Annotated in this window: 14 protein-coding genes; 10 read left to right on the forward strand and 4 right to left on the reverse strand. The window is 73.8% G+C overall.

Annotated elements, in window-relative coordinates:
• Positions 1-219: 219 nt before the first annotated feature.
• The 9 genes from QEZ54_RS04075 to QEZ54_RS04115 all read left to right on the forward strand — a co-directional run bounded on the left by QEZ54_RS04075 (position 220) and on the right by QEZ54_RS04115 (position 9,205).
• Complete coding sequence (locus tag QEZ54_RS04075) at positions 220-1,746, forward strand: AMP-binding protein (RefSeq protein WP_281303109.1); 1,527 nt, start codon at positions 220-222, stop codon at positions 1,744-1,746.
• A 4-nt stretch (positions 1,747-1,750) separates the two neighbouring features.
• On the forward strand, positions 1,751-1,978 hold the full coding sequence (locus QEZ54_RS04080) for a glutaredoxin family protein (RefSeq protein ID WP_281303110.1): 228 nt from the start codon (positions 1,751-1,753) through the stop codon (positions 1,976-1,978).
• A 20-nt stretch (positions 1,979-1,998) separates the two neighbouring features.
• Positions 1,999-2,652: an HAD hydrolase-like protein gene (locus QEZ54_RS04085; protein WP_281303111.1), complete on the forward strand. Its 654-nt coding sequence runs from the start codon at positions 1,999-2,001 to the stop codon at positions 2,650-2,652.
• A 433-nt stretch (positions 2,653-3,085) separates the two neighbouring features.
• Positions 3,086-3,961: a redox-sensing transcriptional repressor Rex gene (locus QEZ54_RS04090; RefSeq protein ID WP_281303112.1), complete on the forward strand. Its 876-nt coding sequence runs from the start codon at positions 3,086-3,088 to the stop codon at positions 3,959-3,961.
• A complete protein-coding gene (locus QEZ54_RS04095) occupies positions 3,958-5,283 on the forward strand; it encodes a glutamyl-tRNA reductase (protein WP_281303113.1) in 1,326 nt (441 codons plus the stop codon). The genes QEZ54_RS04090 and QEZ54_RS04095 overlap by 4 nt, the downstream gene beginning before the upstream one ends.
• Entirely contained in the window at positions 5,280-6,200 is a 921-nt protein-coding gene (gene hemC / locus QEZ54_RS04100; RefSeq protein WP_281303114.1) for a hydroxymethylbilane synthase, read from the forward strand. Before QEZ54_RS04095 ends, hemC begins: the two co-directional genes overlap by 4 nt.
• Entirely contained in the window at positions 6,197-7,777 is a 1,581-nt protein-coding gene (locus QEZ54_RS04105) for a uroporphyrinogen-III synthase (RefSeq protein ID WP_281303115.1), read from the forward strand. The genes hemC and QEZ54_RS04105 overlap by 4 nt, the downstream gene beginning before the upstream one ends.
• A 35-nt stretch (positions 7,778-7,812) precedes the next feature.
• Positions 7,813-8,796, forward strand: coding sequence for a porphobilinogen synthase (gene hemB / locus QEZ54_RS04110; RefSeq protein WP_281303116.1), 984 nt, complete (start codon positions 7,813-7,815; stop codon positions 8,794-8,796).
• A 34-nt stretch (positions 8,797-8,830) separates the two neighbouring features.
• A complete protein-coding gene (locus QEZ54_RS04115) occupies positions 8,831-9,205 on the forward strand; it encodes a VOC family protein (RefSeq protein ID WP_281303117.1) in 375 nt (124 codons plus the stop codon).
• Between the two features lie 91 nt (positions 9,206-9,296).
• Here the strand turns inward: QEZ54_RS04115 and QEZ54_RS04120 are convergent, their stop codons facing one another.
• The 3 genes from QEZ54_RS04120 to QEZ54_RS04130 all read right to left on the reverse strand — a co-directional run bounded on the left by QEZ54_RS04120 (position 9,297) and on the right by QEZ54_RS04130 (position 11,786).
• A complete protein-coding gene (locus QEZ54_RS04120) occupies positions 9,297-9,509 on the reverse strand; it encodes a zinc ribbon domain-containing protein (RefSeq protein ID WP_281303118.1) in 213 nt (70 codons plus the stop codon).
• Between the two features lie 10 nt (positions 9,510-9,519).
• Positions 9,520-10,557, reverse strand: coding sequence for a GNAT family N-acetyltransferase (locus QEZ54_RS04125; protein WP_281303119.1), 1,038 nt, complete (start codon positions 10,555-10,557; stop codon positions 9,520-9,522).
• Between the two features lie 152 nt (positions 10,558-10,709).
• Positions 10,710-11,786, reverse strand: coding sequence for a lytic murein transglycosylase (locus QEZ54_RS04130; RefSeq protein WP_281303120.1), 1,077 nt, complete (start codon positions 11,784-11,786; stop codon positions 10,710-10,712).
• A gap of 273 nt (positions 11,787-12,059) precedes the next feature.
• On the opposite strand from QEZ54_RS04130, the gene QEZ54_RS04135 reads away from it, so the two are divergent.
• Positions 12,060-14,789 carry an adenylate/guanylate cyclase domain-containing protein gene (locus tag QEZ54_RS04135; RefSeq protein ID WP_281303121.1) on the forward strand — a complete coding sequence of 910 codons (2,730 nt, stop codon included), beginning with the start codon at positions 12,060-12,062 and terminating at the stop codon, positions 14,787-14,789.
• A gap of 101 nt (positions 14,790-14,890) precedes the next feature.
• Here QEZ54_RS04135 and QEZ54_RS04140 read toward each other — a convergent pair whose 3' ends face one another.
• Positions 14,891-15,415, reverse strand: coding sequence for a phospholipase (locus tag QEZ54_RS04140; RefSeq protein WP_281303122.1), 525 nt, complete (start codon positions 15,413-15,415; stop codon positions 14,891-14,893).
• Between the last annotated feature and the right edge of the window lie 150 nt (positions 15,416-15,565).

Below are 15,565 nucleotides of genomic sequence, written 5' to 3' on the forward strand. Positions count from 1 at the left end.
TAAGGGCCGACGCCATGCAGCGGTGTGGAGCCAACGCTGGACCGAAATGTTGCCGCCTACCGAGGGACCTCGTCGCACACCGTGTGCGGCTTGGCGCACTGGGTGTGCCAATGTGCGGGCACCTCACCCGCCCGAGTGAAGATCACCCCCTGTGTCCTGGTTCGCCGGCGTCGGTAGGGGGTGGGCGGAGGACCCTCCGCTGTGGAAAACTCAGCCACCGTGAACCTCGCCACACTGCTGCGCAACCAGGCCGCCGCCCAGCCGGACCGCATCGCGCTGCGGGCGGGCGGCGAGGCGCTCACCTGGGCCGAGTGGGACGCGCGCACCGACGCGGCGGCGTACGGGCTGCGCGGCCTGAACCTGCCCGAGTCCGACGGCCGGCCGGCGCGGGTCGCCATCGCGCTGCCGAACACGTTCGAGTTCGCGGTGGCGTTGACCGCGGTGCTGCGTGCCGGACTGGTCGCGGTGCCGTGCAACCCGGGGTTCACCCCGCGCGAGCTGGGCCATGTGCTGTCGGACAGCAGCGCGCAGGTGCTGCTGGCGCGGTCAGAGCTGCTGGCGGGGGTCGCCGGGGCGGTGCCGCACGCGCTGACCGAGCTGCCGGCGGCGGCCGCCGGTGAGCTGCCGGAGCCCGCCGACGACGAGATCGCGCTGCTGCTCTACACCTCCGGCACCGAGGGCGCCCCGAAGGGCGCGATGCTGCCGCACCGGGCGCTGCTGGCCAACCACCGGCAGCTCGCCGCGGTGGAGCCGCCGGTGCTCGGCGCCGACGACACGGTGCTGCTGGCGCTGCCGCTGTTCCACGCGTACGGGCTCAACACCGGCCTGGGCTCGGTGCTCTGGCACGGGGCGACGGGCGTGCTGGTGCCCGACTTCGACGCGGCCGGCACCGCCGCGGCCATCCAGGCGCACCGGGTGACCGTGGTCGTCGGCGTCCCGCAGATGTTCCTGGCCTGGAGCGCCCTGCCGGACCTGCGCGAGCGGCTGGCGACGGTGCGGCTGGCGGTGTGCGGCGCGGCCGCCCTGGAGCCCGCCCACGCGGCCCGCTTCACCCAGCTCACGGGGGTCACCGTGCAGGTCGGCTACGGCCTGACCGAGACCGCGCCGGTGCTCGCCGCGACGGTGGCGGCGCCCGCGGCCAAGCCCGGTTCGATCGGCCGCCCGCTGCCCGGCGTGGAGCTGCGGCTGGTCAACGGGGCGGGCGAGGACGTGTGGCGGGGCGGCTCGGCGCTGCTGGACGACGACGATGACGACGACCCGGACCTGGCCGTGCCGGACTCGCCGGGCACCGACCCGGGCGAGGTGGTGGTCCGCGGCGACAACCTGTTCCTGGGCTACTGGCCCGACGGGCGGGGCGGCCCGGACGCCGACGGCTGGTGGCCCACCCGCGACGTGGCGTACGCCGACGGCGACGGCGACCTGTTCCTGGTCGACCGGCTCGGCGAGCTGATCCTGGTCAGCGGCTTCAACGTGTACCCGGCCGAGGTCGAGCAGGTGCTGCTGGCACACCCGGGCGTGGCGCAGGCGGCGGTGCTGGCCGCCCCGCACCCGCTCACCGGCCAGCAGGTGCGCGCGATCGTGGTGCCCCGGCAGCGCGCCGGCGAGGCGGAGCTGACCGAGGCGGAGCTGGCGGCGCACTGCGCGCGCAACCTGGCCCGGTTCAAGTGCCCGGCGCGGATCGAGTTCGCCGGGCAGCTGCCGCTGTCGGTCATCGGCAAGGTGCGCAAGTCGCTGCTGCGAGAATGACCCGGTGACCCGACTGACGCTGTACACCCGGTCCGGCTGCCACCTGTGCGAGGTGGCCGCCGAGGTGCTCGACCGCATCGGCGAGCCGTACGAGGAGATAGACATCTCGGGCGACCGCGAGCTGGAGGCCGATTACGGCGACCGCATCCCGGTGCTGATGCTGGACGGCCGGGAGCACGGGTACTGGCGGGTGGAGGAGGAGCGGCTGCGCCGCGACCTGGCCAAGCAGTGATCACCCGGTACTCTGGCCCGATGGGTAGGCATCTCGTCTGGGACTGGAACGGCACACTGCTCGACGACCTCCAGCTGGTCGTCGCCTCGACCAACGCGGCGTTCGCGACGGTCCCGGGTCCCGCGGGCGCGGTCTCGGTGACGGTGCACGAGCACCGCCGCGACTTCCGGCGCCCCATCCACGAGTACTACGGGCAGGTGCTGGGCCGGGAGGTCGGGCTGGCCGAGTTCGCCGTGCTCGACCGGGTGTTCCACGACAGCTACCGCACCCGGCTGACCACGGTCGAGCTGGCCGCCGACGCGCTGGCGGCGCTCGCGGCCTGGCAGGGCACCCAGTCGCTGCTGTCCATGTGGTTCCACCGGGAGCTGGTCCCGCTGGTCGAGCGGTACGAGCTGACCCCGCACTTCCTGCGGGTGGACGGCCTGCGCGACGACACCGACGGCGGCTTCAAGGCGATCCACCTCAAGCGGCACCTGGCCGAGCTGCGCATCGACGGGGCGAACACGGTCATGATCGGCGACTCGATCGACGACGCGGACGCGGCGGCCTCGGTCGGCGCGCGCTGCGTCCTGTACGCGGGCGGCCTCACCGACCCGGACCGGCTGCGCGCCTACGGCGTGCCGGTCGCCGACAGCCTCGTGGACGCCGTCGCCATCGCCACGACGCTGTCCTGAGCATCGGTGACCTTCGTCGCATCCCCGTGCCGCGTCGCCATCCCGGGCAGTGAGATCGATCACTGCCCGGTTTCGTTTTCCGTGCGCGATTCGGGGCTGTAGTCGATCAGTGTGGCTGCTGGGAACGGGCGTGTTTTGCTGCCCTTTGTCATAGATGCGACATAATCGCGGAGCAGCGCCCATCCGGACAGCCGCGACGAGCCGCGCGAGAGCGCGTCCGCCGAGCCCGGTGGCGTGTGACGAGCCAGAGTGGGGGCACTGTGCCGCGGGGGCATTCTGGCTGTTGCGCGAGGACCGGATGGGCGCGCTCTTCAAGATCGCGATTTGTGCACCCGTTCACAAGCGCCTACTCTGTTACCTCGACGTTCCCCGCTAGCACAGAGCCAATCGGCCATGTGATCGGGGGTCTAAGCCTCATTCGGCACGGAGTCTCATGAGTCAGCAGCGCACCGGTCACGAAGCCGGGATAACCGGCCGTGTCGGCGCGGTCGCCGGAGGGTCAGGCCCGGATTTTCCGGATCTGCCCGAAGCGACGGTGGCCCGGCTGCCCGAGTACCTGCGCGCCCTGCACCACCTCGCCGAGACCGGGCACGACACCGTCTCCAGTGAGGGTCTGGCCAGCGCCGCCGGGGTCAACTCGGCCAAGCTCCGCAAGGACCTGTCGCACCTCGGCTCGTACGGCACCCGCGGCGTCGGCTACGACATCGAGCCGCTGGTCACCCAGATCGAGTACATCCTCGGCCTGAACAAGCGGCGCGCCGTCGCCCTGGTCGGCGTCGGCAACCTCGGCCACGCGCTGGCCGGCTACGCCGGGTTCGCCAGCCGCGGCTTCCGCATCGCGGCCCTGTTCGACGCCGACACCACCCGCGTCGGCGAGCTGATCAACGGCATCGCGGTCCGGCACATCGACGACATCCCCGAGGTCGTCGCCGTCGAGGGCATCTCCATCGCCGTGCTCGCCACGCCCGCCGGCGCCGCGCAGACGGTCGCCGACCAGCTGGTGGCCGCCGGCGTCACCAGCATCCTGAACTTCGCCCCGGTCGTGCTGAACCTGCCCGACCAGGTGGACGTGCGCAAGGTCGACCTCGCGGTCGAGCTGCAGATCCTGTCGTTCCACGAGCACCGCAAGTCCGCGCGCAGCGGCGTGGCCGACAGCCGCGAGGGCGCCGCCCGCGACGGCGGCGGCGAGCCCGGCGGACCGCGGCTGCGCCCCGGCGCCGCCCGCCGCGCCCCTGCGGTGGCGCGCTTCCTGGCCGCCGAGACCGGCACCGGCACCGGCCGGACCGCGCGCGGGGAGGTCGCCGCATGAACCTCATCGTGGTCGGTGCGTCGTACCGCACCGCGCCGGTCGAGCTGCTGGAGCGGCTGTCGCTGGTCGACGGCGCCACCGCGCTGCCCCGGCTGCTGGCCGACGGCCGCGTCGGCGAGGCCGTGGTCGTGTCCACCTGCAACCGGGTCGAGGTCTACGCGGCCGCGCCCGCGTTCCACGCCGGCCTGAGCCACCTCGGCGACGTGCTCGGCGAGCTCACCGGCCTGCCCGCCGACCGGCTCGCCTCCTCGCTCTACGTGCACCACGGGCAGGACGCGGTCCGGCACGTGTTCCGGGTCGCGGCCGGGCTGGACTCGATGGTGGCCGGCGAGGCGCAGATCCTCGGCCAGCTGCGCGAGGCGTACCAGGCGGCGACCGACGCCGACGCCACCGGCCGGATGCTGCACGAGCTGCTCCAGCAGGCGCTGCGGGTGGGCAAGCGCGCGCACGCCGAGACCGGCATCGACCACGCGCCGCGCAGCATGGTCAGCGCCGCCCTGGACCACGCGGTGGCCGAGTCTGCGCAGCCGCGCAACTGGCTGGTCGTGGGCGCGGGCGCGATGGGCGCGCTGTCGGTGGCGGAGCTGTCGCGCCGGGCAGCGGGCACCGTCACCGTCGTCAACCGGGGCGCCGACCGGGCGCTGCGGCTGGCCCAGGCGTACGGCGCGCACGCCGCCCCGATCGAGCGGCTGCCCGAGCTGCTGGCCGCCGCCGACGTCGTCATCACGGCCACCGCCTCGGTGGAGCACGTGCTCACGGTCGAGAACGTGCGCGCGGCGCGCACCGGCGCCACCAAGATCCTCACTATCATCGATCTGGCGCTGCCGCGCGACGTCGAGCCGGAGGTGGGCGGACTCGACGGCGTACGGCTGGTCGACGTCGCCCGGCTGGGTGCCGTCGTCGCGCAGCCCGCCGACCTCGAGGTCATGGCGGTCGAGCAGATCGTCGACGCCGAGGTCGAGGCGTACGCCGGGTGGCTCCGCGGGGCCGAGGTGGCGCCGACCGTGGCCGCGCTGCGCGCCCGCGCCGACGACGTGGTCACCGCCGAGCTGCGGCGGCTGACCCAGCGCCGCGCGGACCTGACCGACGAGCAGCGCGCCGAGGTCGCTCACACGGTGCACCGCATCGTGCAGCGGCTGCTGCACCAGCCGACGGTGCGGGTGCGCCAGCTCGCCGCCGAACCCGGCGGTGAGGCGTACGCGCAGCTGCTGCGCGACCTGTTCGACCTGTCGGTGATCCCCGGATCGCCGGACCAGAAGACCACAGTGGCCGACGTGCCGGACGTTTCCGGGCGGCCGGTGACGGAAGAGGGTGCCCGATGAGTTCTCCCGCTGGTGTGCTGCGCCTGGGCACCCGGGGCAGTGCCCTCGCCCTCGCGCAGTCGCAGATGGTCGCCGACGCGCTCACCAAGACGGGCATGGCCGTCGAACTGGTCGAGATCGTGACCCCCGGTGACCGCTCCTCCGCGCCGGTGCAGCAGCTCGGCGTGGGCGTGTTCGTCTCCGCGCTGCGCGACGCGCTCGGCGCCAAGGAGATCGACTTCGCTGTGCACTCGTACAAGGACCTGCCCACCGCGCCCGCCGACGGGCTGGCCATCGCGGCCGTGCCCGAGCGGGCCGACCCCCGCGACGCGCTGATCGCCCGCGACGGGCTCACCCTGGCCGAGCTGCCCACCGGGGCGGTCATCGGCACGGGCGCGCTGCGCCGCATCGCGCAGATCGCCGCGCTGGGGCTGCCCGTCACGACCGTGCCGATCCGCGGCAACGTCGACACCCGCCTGCGCAAGGTCGCCGACGGCGAGCTCGACGCGGTGGTGCTGGCCCGCGCCGGGCTGGCCCGGCTGGGCCGCGCCGGTGAGGTCACCGAGATTCTGGACCCGATGCTCATGCTGCCCGCGCCCGCCCAGGGCGCGCTGGCGGTGGAGTGCCGGTCCGCCGATACCGCTCTGGTCGAGGCGCTGTCCGCGCTCGACCACCGGGCCACCCGCGCGGCGGTCATCGCCGAGCGGGCCCTGCTGGCCACGCTCGAGGCCGGGTGCAGCGCGCCCGTCGCGGCGCTGGCCGAAGTCACCGAAGACGACGAGATCTACCTGCGCGGTGCCGTGATCAGTCCGGATGGGCGGTTCGCCCTGCGGCTGTCACGCACCGGAACGCTCGCCGACGCTGAGCAGGTCGGCCGGCTGCTCGCCGCTGACCTGCTCGAAGACGGTGCCGAGAATGTACTTGGGAGTGCTGAATGACCCGCACCCGTAAGCCCGCCGGGCACGTCGCGTTCGTCGGGGCTGGACCCGGCGACCCTGGCCTGCTCACCCGCCGCGCCTACGAGACGCTGCGCGAAGCCGACCACATCGTGTACGACCGCAGCGTCCCCGACGCGATGCTGGAGTCGCTACGCGCCGAGTTCGGCGAGCAGACCGAATACAGCCCCGCCGAGGGCGTCCCCGGCGACGTGGCCAAGGTGCTGCTGTCGGAGGCCCGCTCGGGCCGCAACGCGGTGCACCTGGTCGCCGGTGACCCGTTCGGCCACGACGCCGTGGTCAAGGAGGTCCAGGCGGTCGCGCGCACCAACGTGCGGTTCGCCGTGGTGCCCGGCATCGGGCAGGCCGCGGGCGTCGCGACGTACGCGGGGGTGCCGCTGACCGGCGTGCGCACCGCGACCGACGTCGACGACATCAGCGCGGTCGACTTCGACGGGCTCGCCGCGGCGCTCAAGCACGGCTCGGTCGCGCTCGCCGTCGACGCGGGCGACCTGGCCTCGGTACGCGACGGACTGCTCGCGGCCGGCGTCGAGGGCACCGCCCAGGTGGCGATCACCGGCGACGGCACCGGCGAGACGCAGTACACGACGATCTCCACGGTCGACAGCTTCGTCGCCGCCGCGCTGGGCTTCTCCGGCCGCGTCGTGGTGACCGTCGGCTCCGGCGTGGCGAACCTGGACCGGCTCGGCTGGTGGGAGGCGCGCCCGCTGTACGGCTGGCGGGTGCTGGTGCCGCGCACCAAGGAGCAGGCGGGCGTGATGAGCGCGCGGCTGCGGGCGTACGGGGCGATCCCGTGCGAGGTGCCGACCATCGCGGTCGAGCCGCCCCGGACCCCGGCCCAGATGGAGCGGGCGATCAAGGGCCTGGTCGACGGCCGGTACGCGTGGGTCATCTTCACCAGCGCCAACGCCGTGCGCGCGGTGTGGGAGAAGTTCGGCGAGCACGGGCTCGACGCCCGCCACTTCGGCGGCGTCAAGATCGCGTGCATCGGCGAGGCGACCGCGGAGGCGGTCCGCTCGTTCGGCATCCAGCCCGAGCTGGTGCCCGGCGGCGACCAGTCCAGCGAGGGCCTGCTCGCGGAGTTCGCGCCGTACGACGAGATCTTCGACCCGGTGGGCCGGGTGCTGCTGCCCCGCGCCGACATCGCGACCGAGACGCTGGCCGCGGGCCTGACCGAGCGCGGCTGGGAGGTCGACGACGTGACGGCGTACCGGACCGTCCGCGCGGCACCGCCGCCGGAGGAGATCCGCAACGCCATCAAGTCGGGCGGGTTCGACGCGGTGCTGTTCACGTCGTCCTCGACCGTACGCAACCTGGTCGGCATCGCCGGCAAGCCGCACACCCGCACCGTCGTGTCGGTGATCGGCCCGAAGACGGCCGAGACCGCGGTCGAGTTCGGCCTGCGCGTCGACGTCCAGCCCGAGCACGCCTCCGTGCCCGACCTGGTCGAGGCGCTGGCGATGTACGCCGTCGAGCTGCGCGAGCGCCTGGCGGCGATGCCCGCCAAGCAGCGTCGCGGCTCGAAGGTGCAGGGCCCGACCGCACTGAGGTTCCGCTGACCGTCTGACCTGCCGGTACCGGCTTGGGGGTAGTCATGTCCTTCCCGAACATCCGCCCGCGGCGGCTGCGCACCAGCGCGGCCATGCGGCGCATGGTCAGCGAGACCCGGCTGCACCCGGCCGAACTGGTGCTGCCCCTGTTCGTCAAGGAAGGGCTGGCCGAACCCCGGCCGGTCAGCTCCCTTCCGGGCGTGGTGCAGCACTCCCGCGAGTCGCTGCGCAAGGCGGTCGCCGAGGCGGCCCAGGCCGGGGTCGGCGGCGTCATGCTGTTCGGCATCCCCGAGCGCAAGGACGCGACCGGCTCCGGCGGCACCGACCCGGCCGGCATCCTCAACGTCGCGATCCGCGACGTGGTCGGCGAGGTCGGCGATTCGCTCGTGGTGATGAGCGACCTGTGCCTGGACGAGTTCACCTCGCACGGGCACTGCGGGCTGCTGCGCGAGGACGGGGTGGTCGACAACGACGCCACGCTGGCCGCGTACGCCCGCATGGCGGTGGCCCAGGCCGCGGCCGGAGTGCACGTGGTCGGCCCGTCCGGGATGATGGACGGCCAGGTCGGCGTGGTGCGCCAGGCGCTGGACGAGGCGGGCTACACCGACGTCACCATCCTCGCGTACGCCGCGAAGTACGCCTCCGCCTTCTACGGCCCGTTCCGCGAGGCGGTCGAGTCGTCGCTGGACGGCGACCGGCGCAGCTACCAGCAGGACCCGGCCAACGTGCGCGAGTCGCTGCGCGAGGTGGCGCTGGACGTGGCCGAGGGCGCTGACATGGTCATGGTCAAGCCCGCCCTGGCCTACCTCGACGTGATCAGCGCGGTGCGCGCCTCGTTCGACGTGCCGGTCGCGGCCTACCAGGTCAGCGGCGAGTACGCCATGGTCGAGGCGGCCGCCGCCAACGGCTGGATCGACCGCGAACGGATCATGATGGAGACGCTGCACTCCATCCGCCGCGCCGGGGCGCAGGTCATCCTGACCTACTGGGCCGCCGAGGCCGCCCGCCGCCTGCGCGCGGAGTACTGACCGCGGCTCCCAGGCCCGGCTCTAGGATCTGCTCATGATCGCTGAGCTGCAGTGCATCGTGCTCGACTGCCCGGAGCCGGCCCGGCTCGCGGCCTTCTACCAGGCCGTACTCGGCGGCGAGGTCGACCGGCCGGACCGGCGCTGGTCGCGCGATGCGGACTGGTCGACGCTGCACCTGCCGTCCGGGCTGGTCCTGTGCTTCCAGCGGGTCGTGGCGTACCAGCCGCCGCAGTGGCCCGACCCGACCCGCCCGCAGCAGTTCCACCTGGACTTCGGCGTCCCCGACCTGGACCGCGCCGAGGCCGAGGTGCTCACCCAGGGGGCCCGCCTCCTCGACGGCGCACCCGGCCGCAGCTGGCGCATCTACGCCGACCCCGCCGGCCACCCGTTCTGCCTGGTGCGCCACTAGGGGTGCAGTTTCCGGGAAACTGCACGATTCGGGGCCAAGATTCCAGCACTTTCCCCGAAACTGCAGCGTGCACCCCCGAGGGTGGGGCGGGTCAGGCGCAGCAGCCACCGCCGCAGCAGCCACCGCCACCGCCGCCCGAGGGGGCGGGGGCGGCGCCGCGGGCGGCCAGGCCGACGGTGGTGAGGAGTTTGACCGTGTCCTCGTGCCCGGCGGGGCAGGCGGCGGGGTCGCTCGCGGCGGCCATCGGGCGGTCGATCTCGAACGTGTCGCCGCAGGCGCGGCAGCGGAAGTCGTAGCGGGGCATGGGCTGAATTCTAGGCCGGGGAGCCGACGATGCCGAGCCGCTGGGCCAGTGCCGCGACGTCGCCCTCGTACTCCAGCCAGGCGCGGTCGGCGATGAAGCCCAGCTCCTGGTTCACCTTGATGAGGGGCTCGTTGACGGCGGCGTTCCAGGTCTGCACCTCGGTCAGCTTCGGCTCGGCCGAGCGCAGCTCGAACAGCATCCGGGCCTTGATCGCCCGGCCCACGCCGTAGCCGCGGTGCCGGGGGACGACGACCGTGTCGTACTGGTCGGCGCGGCCGGGGCGCTGGGCGGGCACCACGACCTCGGTGAGCCCGGCGATCTCGCCGGTCTTCTCCACCACGGCGACCACGACGTAGAGCTTCAGCCCGCGGGCGTCGAGCGTGTTCAGGCTGGCCTGCAGCCGCTGCGGCTCGTACGAGCTGGGCCGCAGCTCCAGGTCGCCGAGCTCGTAGTCGTCGCGCACCTCCGCCTTGGCGGCCGCGTACGCCGCGATCAGGTGGTCCGGCGGCCCGCCCGGGTAGAACTCGATCTGGTAGCCCGCGCCCACCCCGGCGGCGAGGTCGCCGAGGGTGAACCAGTCGACCGTGTTCAGGCTGAGCAGGCTGCGGATCTCGGTGAACGCCAGCGTGAAGCCGTACGCCTGGTAGAAGTCGACGGCGCAGGTGCCGCCGGCGACCTCGACGCCGAGCAGGTCGAAGCCCTCGGAGTGGGCCAGCCTGACCTGCTCGGTGAGCAGCGCCCGGCCGATCTGCTGGCGCCGGGCCTTGGGGTGGACCAGGATCTCGACCACGCCGATGTCACCCAGTAGGAGGATGCTGCCCGCGCCGAGCGGGGCCACGCCGCGGGCGGCGTCGCCGGCCGTCTCCTCGACGAGCCACATGGTCTTTCGTTCGCCGGGCATGGTGACCGACAGGTAGTCGCGCATCCGACCGTCGTGCCACAGCGGATCATCCGGCAGGTCGACCGCGCTGACCTCGTTGAGGAGGGCGACCAGAGAGGTGATCTCAGTGGCGGACGCGGTACGGGGATCCCATTCGCGCACCTTCACCCGTCCAGCTTGCACACTGCGGCCGGTAAAAGGAAGGGTCCTACCTGTCATCGTATGCAAACCATTACTCTGAGTGTTGACTGTCGTGCGGCCGGGTCGCTGTCGGTAGCCTGGCGCGTCACCTGCCCATTGTCCCGCCCGCGGGGCGGCGGTCACGCCCGGCTCTTCGCTCCGTACGCCTGGGCGGTGTCGTAGACCTTCTGCAGGTAGACACCGATGTTGTTGTACGACAGCACGACGGCCTTCCAGTTCGCCACCACCCGCAGGTCCTTGCCGGGCGCGCACAGGTAGTACGCGGCGGCCAGCGCGGCGTCGTCGAGGTCGTGCGGGTCGGCGAGCTGGTCGGAGTCGGCGTCCACCGCGTACGACCGCCAGGTCGCCGGGATGAACTGCATCGGCCCCACCGCGTGGTCCCAGGTCTTGTCGTTGTCGAGCGCCCCGGCGTCGGTGTCCTTGACCCGCCCGAGGTTGCCGGAGCCGTTCAGCGCCGGGCCGATGATCGGCGGCAGCGCCCGGCCCTGCTCGTCGAGCCGGGCACCCTTGGTGCGGCCGTGGTCGGATTCGATCTGCCCGATCGCGGCCAGCGTGGTCCAGTTGAGGTGGCAGGCGGGCCGGGTGGTCCCCAGCACGTACTCGGCGTACGCGTACGCCTCCAGGGCGGGCACCGGCACCTGCACCTTGACCGACTGCTGTTCGGCCCAGCGGTGGAACGCCGCGGCCGGGCGCGGCACGCCGGTCGGCGGCGGCGACAGCGTCGGCAGCGGCAGCTCGCTCGCGGTCGGCGCCGCGGTCGGCGCGGTCTCCGCCGACGGGGTCGGCGCGGGCGCGGCCTTCGCCGAGACCAGCGCCGGGATCAGCAGCGCGCCCGCGGTGGCGGTGGCCGCGACGAGGGCGATGATGGTCAGCCCGGCGGTGGTCAGCCGCCCGTACGGCTTGCGGGCGCCGCGCCGCACGCCGTCCCAGGCGACGCGGCTGCCGTGCATGGCACCGTCCCGCAGCCTGGGCAGCCCGGTCCGCACCGCCGACACGACCCGGCTCGCACGCACTGCCTGCGCGGCGGCGCGGTGGGCGCCGACGTGCTCGCCCGCGTCGGGCGCGCCGACCGGCTCGGCCGTCGCGTCCGCCGCCGCCGCGGCAGTGGCATCACTGTCGGGGGTCGACCGAGCGCCGGACGTCGCCGCCGGCTCCGCGTCCACCGACGCCTGCTTGGCTTCCTCCCCGTCGCGCACGCCGTCGAGTATGTCTCACATCGCGGCGCCCTGTCGCACCGCGCAGGTCACGCCGCCGGTTCGGACTGGTTTCGCCGCAACCGGGCGCACCGGATGATCCAGCTGTGCCCTGACGGCCCACATCCGCCCAGCGGTGTCGTCGTTACGACGGTTGGCAGCGCTGATCTCCGGGGACCGTATCGGCCCGGAGCGATGCCGCGGGACCGGCCCGCAGTTCGGGCGGCTCGATCAACCCGTTCTCACGATGTCAAGTGCAGGTGGGGGTACGGCAGCATGAACCGCGACTTCCAGGGGGGCGGAGGTTCTCCACGCGTGCCGCAGCGTTCAGACCTGCCGCGTGGGCAGGTGACGTTTCTGTTCACCGACATCGAGGGCTCGACACGACTGGCCCAGATGCTCGGCGAGGGCTACCGGCCGGTGCTGCACGAGCACCGGCGGGTGCTGCGTGCTGCGCTCGCCACGGCGGGCGGGGTGGAGCTGTTCACCGAGGGTGACTCGTACTTCTTCGTCTTCGCCGAGGCGGCGCACGCGCTGCAGGCCTGCGCGCAGGCCCAGCGCGCCCTGGCGCAGCACCCCTGGGACGACCCGAAAGCACAGCCCCGGGTACGGATGGGCCTGCACACCGGCATCGCCCACCCGCACGGCGGCGAGTACGCCAGCCCCGAGGTGCACCGCGCCGCGCGGGTCGCCGCGGCGGCCCACGGCGGGCAGATCCTGCTCTCCGCCTCGACCGCCGAGGCTGCCTGCGCCCTGCCCGACCAGGCCTGGCTGCTGGACCTGGGGCTGCACCGGCTGCGCGGCTTCGACGGCCGCGAGCGGCTGCACCAGCTGGTCGCGCCGGGCCTGGAGCAGCACTTCCCGCGACCGCGCACCGAGCAGGCCGCCCCGCACAATCTGCCCAATCACCTGACCTCGTTCGTGGGACGCCGCGAGGAGCGAGCCGAACTCGGCTCGCTGCTGGCCGCGCACCGCCTGGTCACGGTGGTCGGCGCGGGCGGGGCGGGCAAGACCCGGCTCGCCGTCGCGGTCGCCGGCGATCTCGTCGAGTCCTATCCGGACGGCGTGTGGTCGCTCGATCTGGCCACCGTCACCGATCCGGGGCTGGTCGCGTTCACCGTCGCCACCGTGCTGGGCCTGCGCCCCGAGCCGGGGCGGCCGGTCACCGAGACGCTGGCCGACTTCCTGAGCACCCGCCGGCTGCTGCTGCTGCTCGACACGTGCGAGACGCACCTGTCGGCGGTGGTGCCGCTGCTGGCCCGGCTGCTGGCCGGAGCCGCCGAGGTCACCGTGCTGGCCACCAGCCGCGAGCCGCTGGGCCTGCCCGGCGAGCTGGTGTGGCGCATCCCGCCGCTGTCGCTGACCGCCGGTGGCGAGGACGGCACCAGCGACGCGGTCGCCCTGCTCGCGCAGCGTACGGTCGCCGCGCGCGGCGGACGGCCGATCGAACCGGCCGAGCTGGCCGGGCTGGCCCGGGTCGCCGCCCGGCTGGACGGGCTGCCGCTGGCGATCGAGCTGGCCGCGGCGCGGCTGCGGGTGCTGTCCGCGGGGGAGCTGGCCGGGCGCCTGCACGCCGAGCTGACCGCCGACGAGGCCGACCCGCTGCTGGCCCTGGACGCCGGGGGCGGCACGGCCGCCGCGCACCCCCGGCACGCCACCATGCAGGCGACGGTGACCTGGTCGTACCGGACGCTGCCGGAGGACGCGGCGCGGCTGCTGCGCTGGCTGTCGGTGTTCGCCGGGCCGGTGCGGCTGTCCGGGGTGGAGGCGCTGCTGGACGCCGACCCGCTGGGGCCCCTGACGGTGCTGGTGGACAAGTCGCTGGTGCAGGCCGAGCCGGGGCCGCACGGCACGACGTACCGGATGCTCGACCCCATTCGCTCGTACGCGATCCGGCGGCTGAGCGAGCACGGTGAGGAGGCGGCCGCCCGGAACAGGCACGTGGCGTGGGCGCTGACCGAGCTGCGCGAGGTGCACCACGGCCCGGACGGGCAGCCGGTGACGCTGTCGCTGTACTCGATCGACCCGCTCGCCGCCGAGGTGCGCGCCGCGCTGCGCTGGTGCGGCACCGGCGGCAGCGCCCGCGACGGCCTGCGCCTGTCCTGCGGGCTGGACCAGTGGTGGCGCGAGCGCGGCCTGGCCCGCGAGGGCCGGCTGTGGCTGTTCCGGCTGTACGCCCGGCTGTCCGAGACCGGCGAGCCGGTGCCCGACGCGGAGCTGGCCCGGGTCTACCACGCCCACTCCGGCCACGCCGCGGTCGACGGGGAGTTCGCCGAGGAGCTTCGGTTCAGCCACCGCGCCGAGGCCTCGGCCCGGCGCGCGGGCGACCCGCGCCTGCTGGCCCGGGTGCTGGCCGGGCGGTCGGGGGCGCTGCGCGACGCGGGCCAGCCGGCCGACGCCGAGAAGGCCTGCCGCGAGGTGATGGAGTGGGCCGAGCGGCACGACGTCGCCGCCGACGCGCTGTTCTCCGTGTGCAACCTGGCCGAGCTGCTGTGGCTGCGCGGCGCGCTGGACGAGGCGGCCGACCTGCTCGCCGCGTCGCGGCAGCTGGAGCAGCTGCGCCCGGCCGAGCGCGGCCGCCGCACGCTGGACCTGCTGCTGGGCATGGTGGCGCTGCGCCGCGGTGACCTGGTGGCCGCGCACGAGCACCTGACGGTGGCGCTGCGCTCGCGGATGGCGTACGGCTTCCACGGGCGGGCCTGCGTGGCGGTCAAGGCGATGGCGGCCCGGTGCGTGCAGGGCGGCGACCCGCGTACCGCGGCGGTGCTGTTCGGGGCGGCCGAGTCCACCACGGTGAAGCTGCACTGCGGTCCGGGCATCTTCGCGGCGTACTGGACGGCGCAGCAGGAGGCGGCGCGGGCCGCCCTGGGCGACGCCGCCTTCGACGAGGCGTACGCCGAGGGGGCCGGGCTGTCGCTCGGCGAGTCGGCGTCGCTGGCGCTGGCCGTGGAGCACCCGGACCTGTCCGTCGACTCCGGCCGCTTCGCCGAGCTGCCCGCCTCCTGAAACGGACCATCCCGGCGTAGCGGCGCCGGGCGGCCGTTCCTGCGCGGGCTTCCCGGAGACGGATCGGGAAGCACGCGCAGGCTGTCAGGGGTGCGGTCGGGTCAGTCCAGACCGCCGTTGGCCCGGATCGCGTCGCGCTTCATCCGCTGCGCGCGGGCCAGCTCGGCGTCGCTGACGACGACACCGCCGAACGCCTTCACCGCCTGGTAGTAGGTCCAGGCCAGGCTGGTGCAGGCCGGGCGCACGACCACGTTGTAGGTCGCGCACTTGCGCTTGAGGTCCTCGTAGAAGGCGCTGTCCAGGCGGGACTTGTTCGCCGGGAACTGCCCCATCTCCTTGTAGTTGCGGTAGCCGAAGTCGTGGCGGTAGCAGGAGAGCTTGAAGTCGAACCCGATCGGGTTGTCCGGGCTGGACGAGCAGTAGTCCGTGCCCCAGCTGAACGCGTACGCCGACCACGAGCCCTGGTTCTGCCGGGCCGAGTTCCAGGCGTTGTAGCTGGCGGAGCTGGTCTGCGTCCAGCCGGAGAGCACGGACAGCTTCTCCTCGGCGGTGACCGCGGCGGCAGGGGTGGCCAGCGCCAGTACGGCCGTGAGGGTGGTGAGCGGGACGAGCAGGAGGCGCTTCACGGGGGGTCACCTCGGGTTTTCGAGTCGGCACGGGGATGACGAGCAACTCGGGGCCGATGCGGGGGCGTGCATCGGTTGGGGTGAATCTAGCTGTTGCGCCGATGTTTCGGAAGTGTTGACTTGTCGGTACTGGACGGCTGCCCCTTCGGA

The sequence above is a fragment of the Catellatospora sp. KI3 genome (assembly GCF_029948125.1).
GTDB lineage: Bacteria > Actinomycetota > Actinomycetes > Mycobacteriales > Micromonosporaceae > Catellatospora.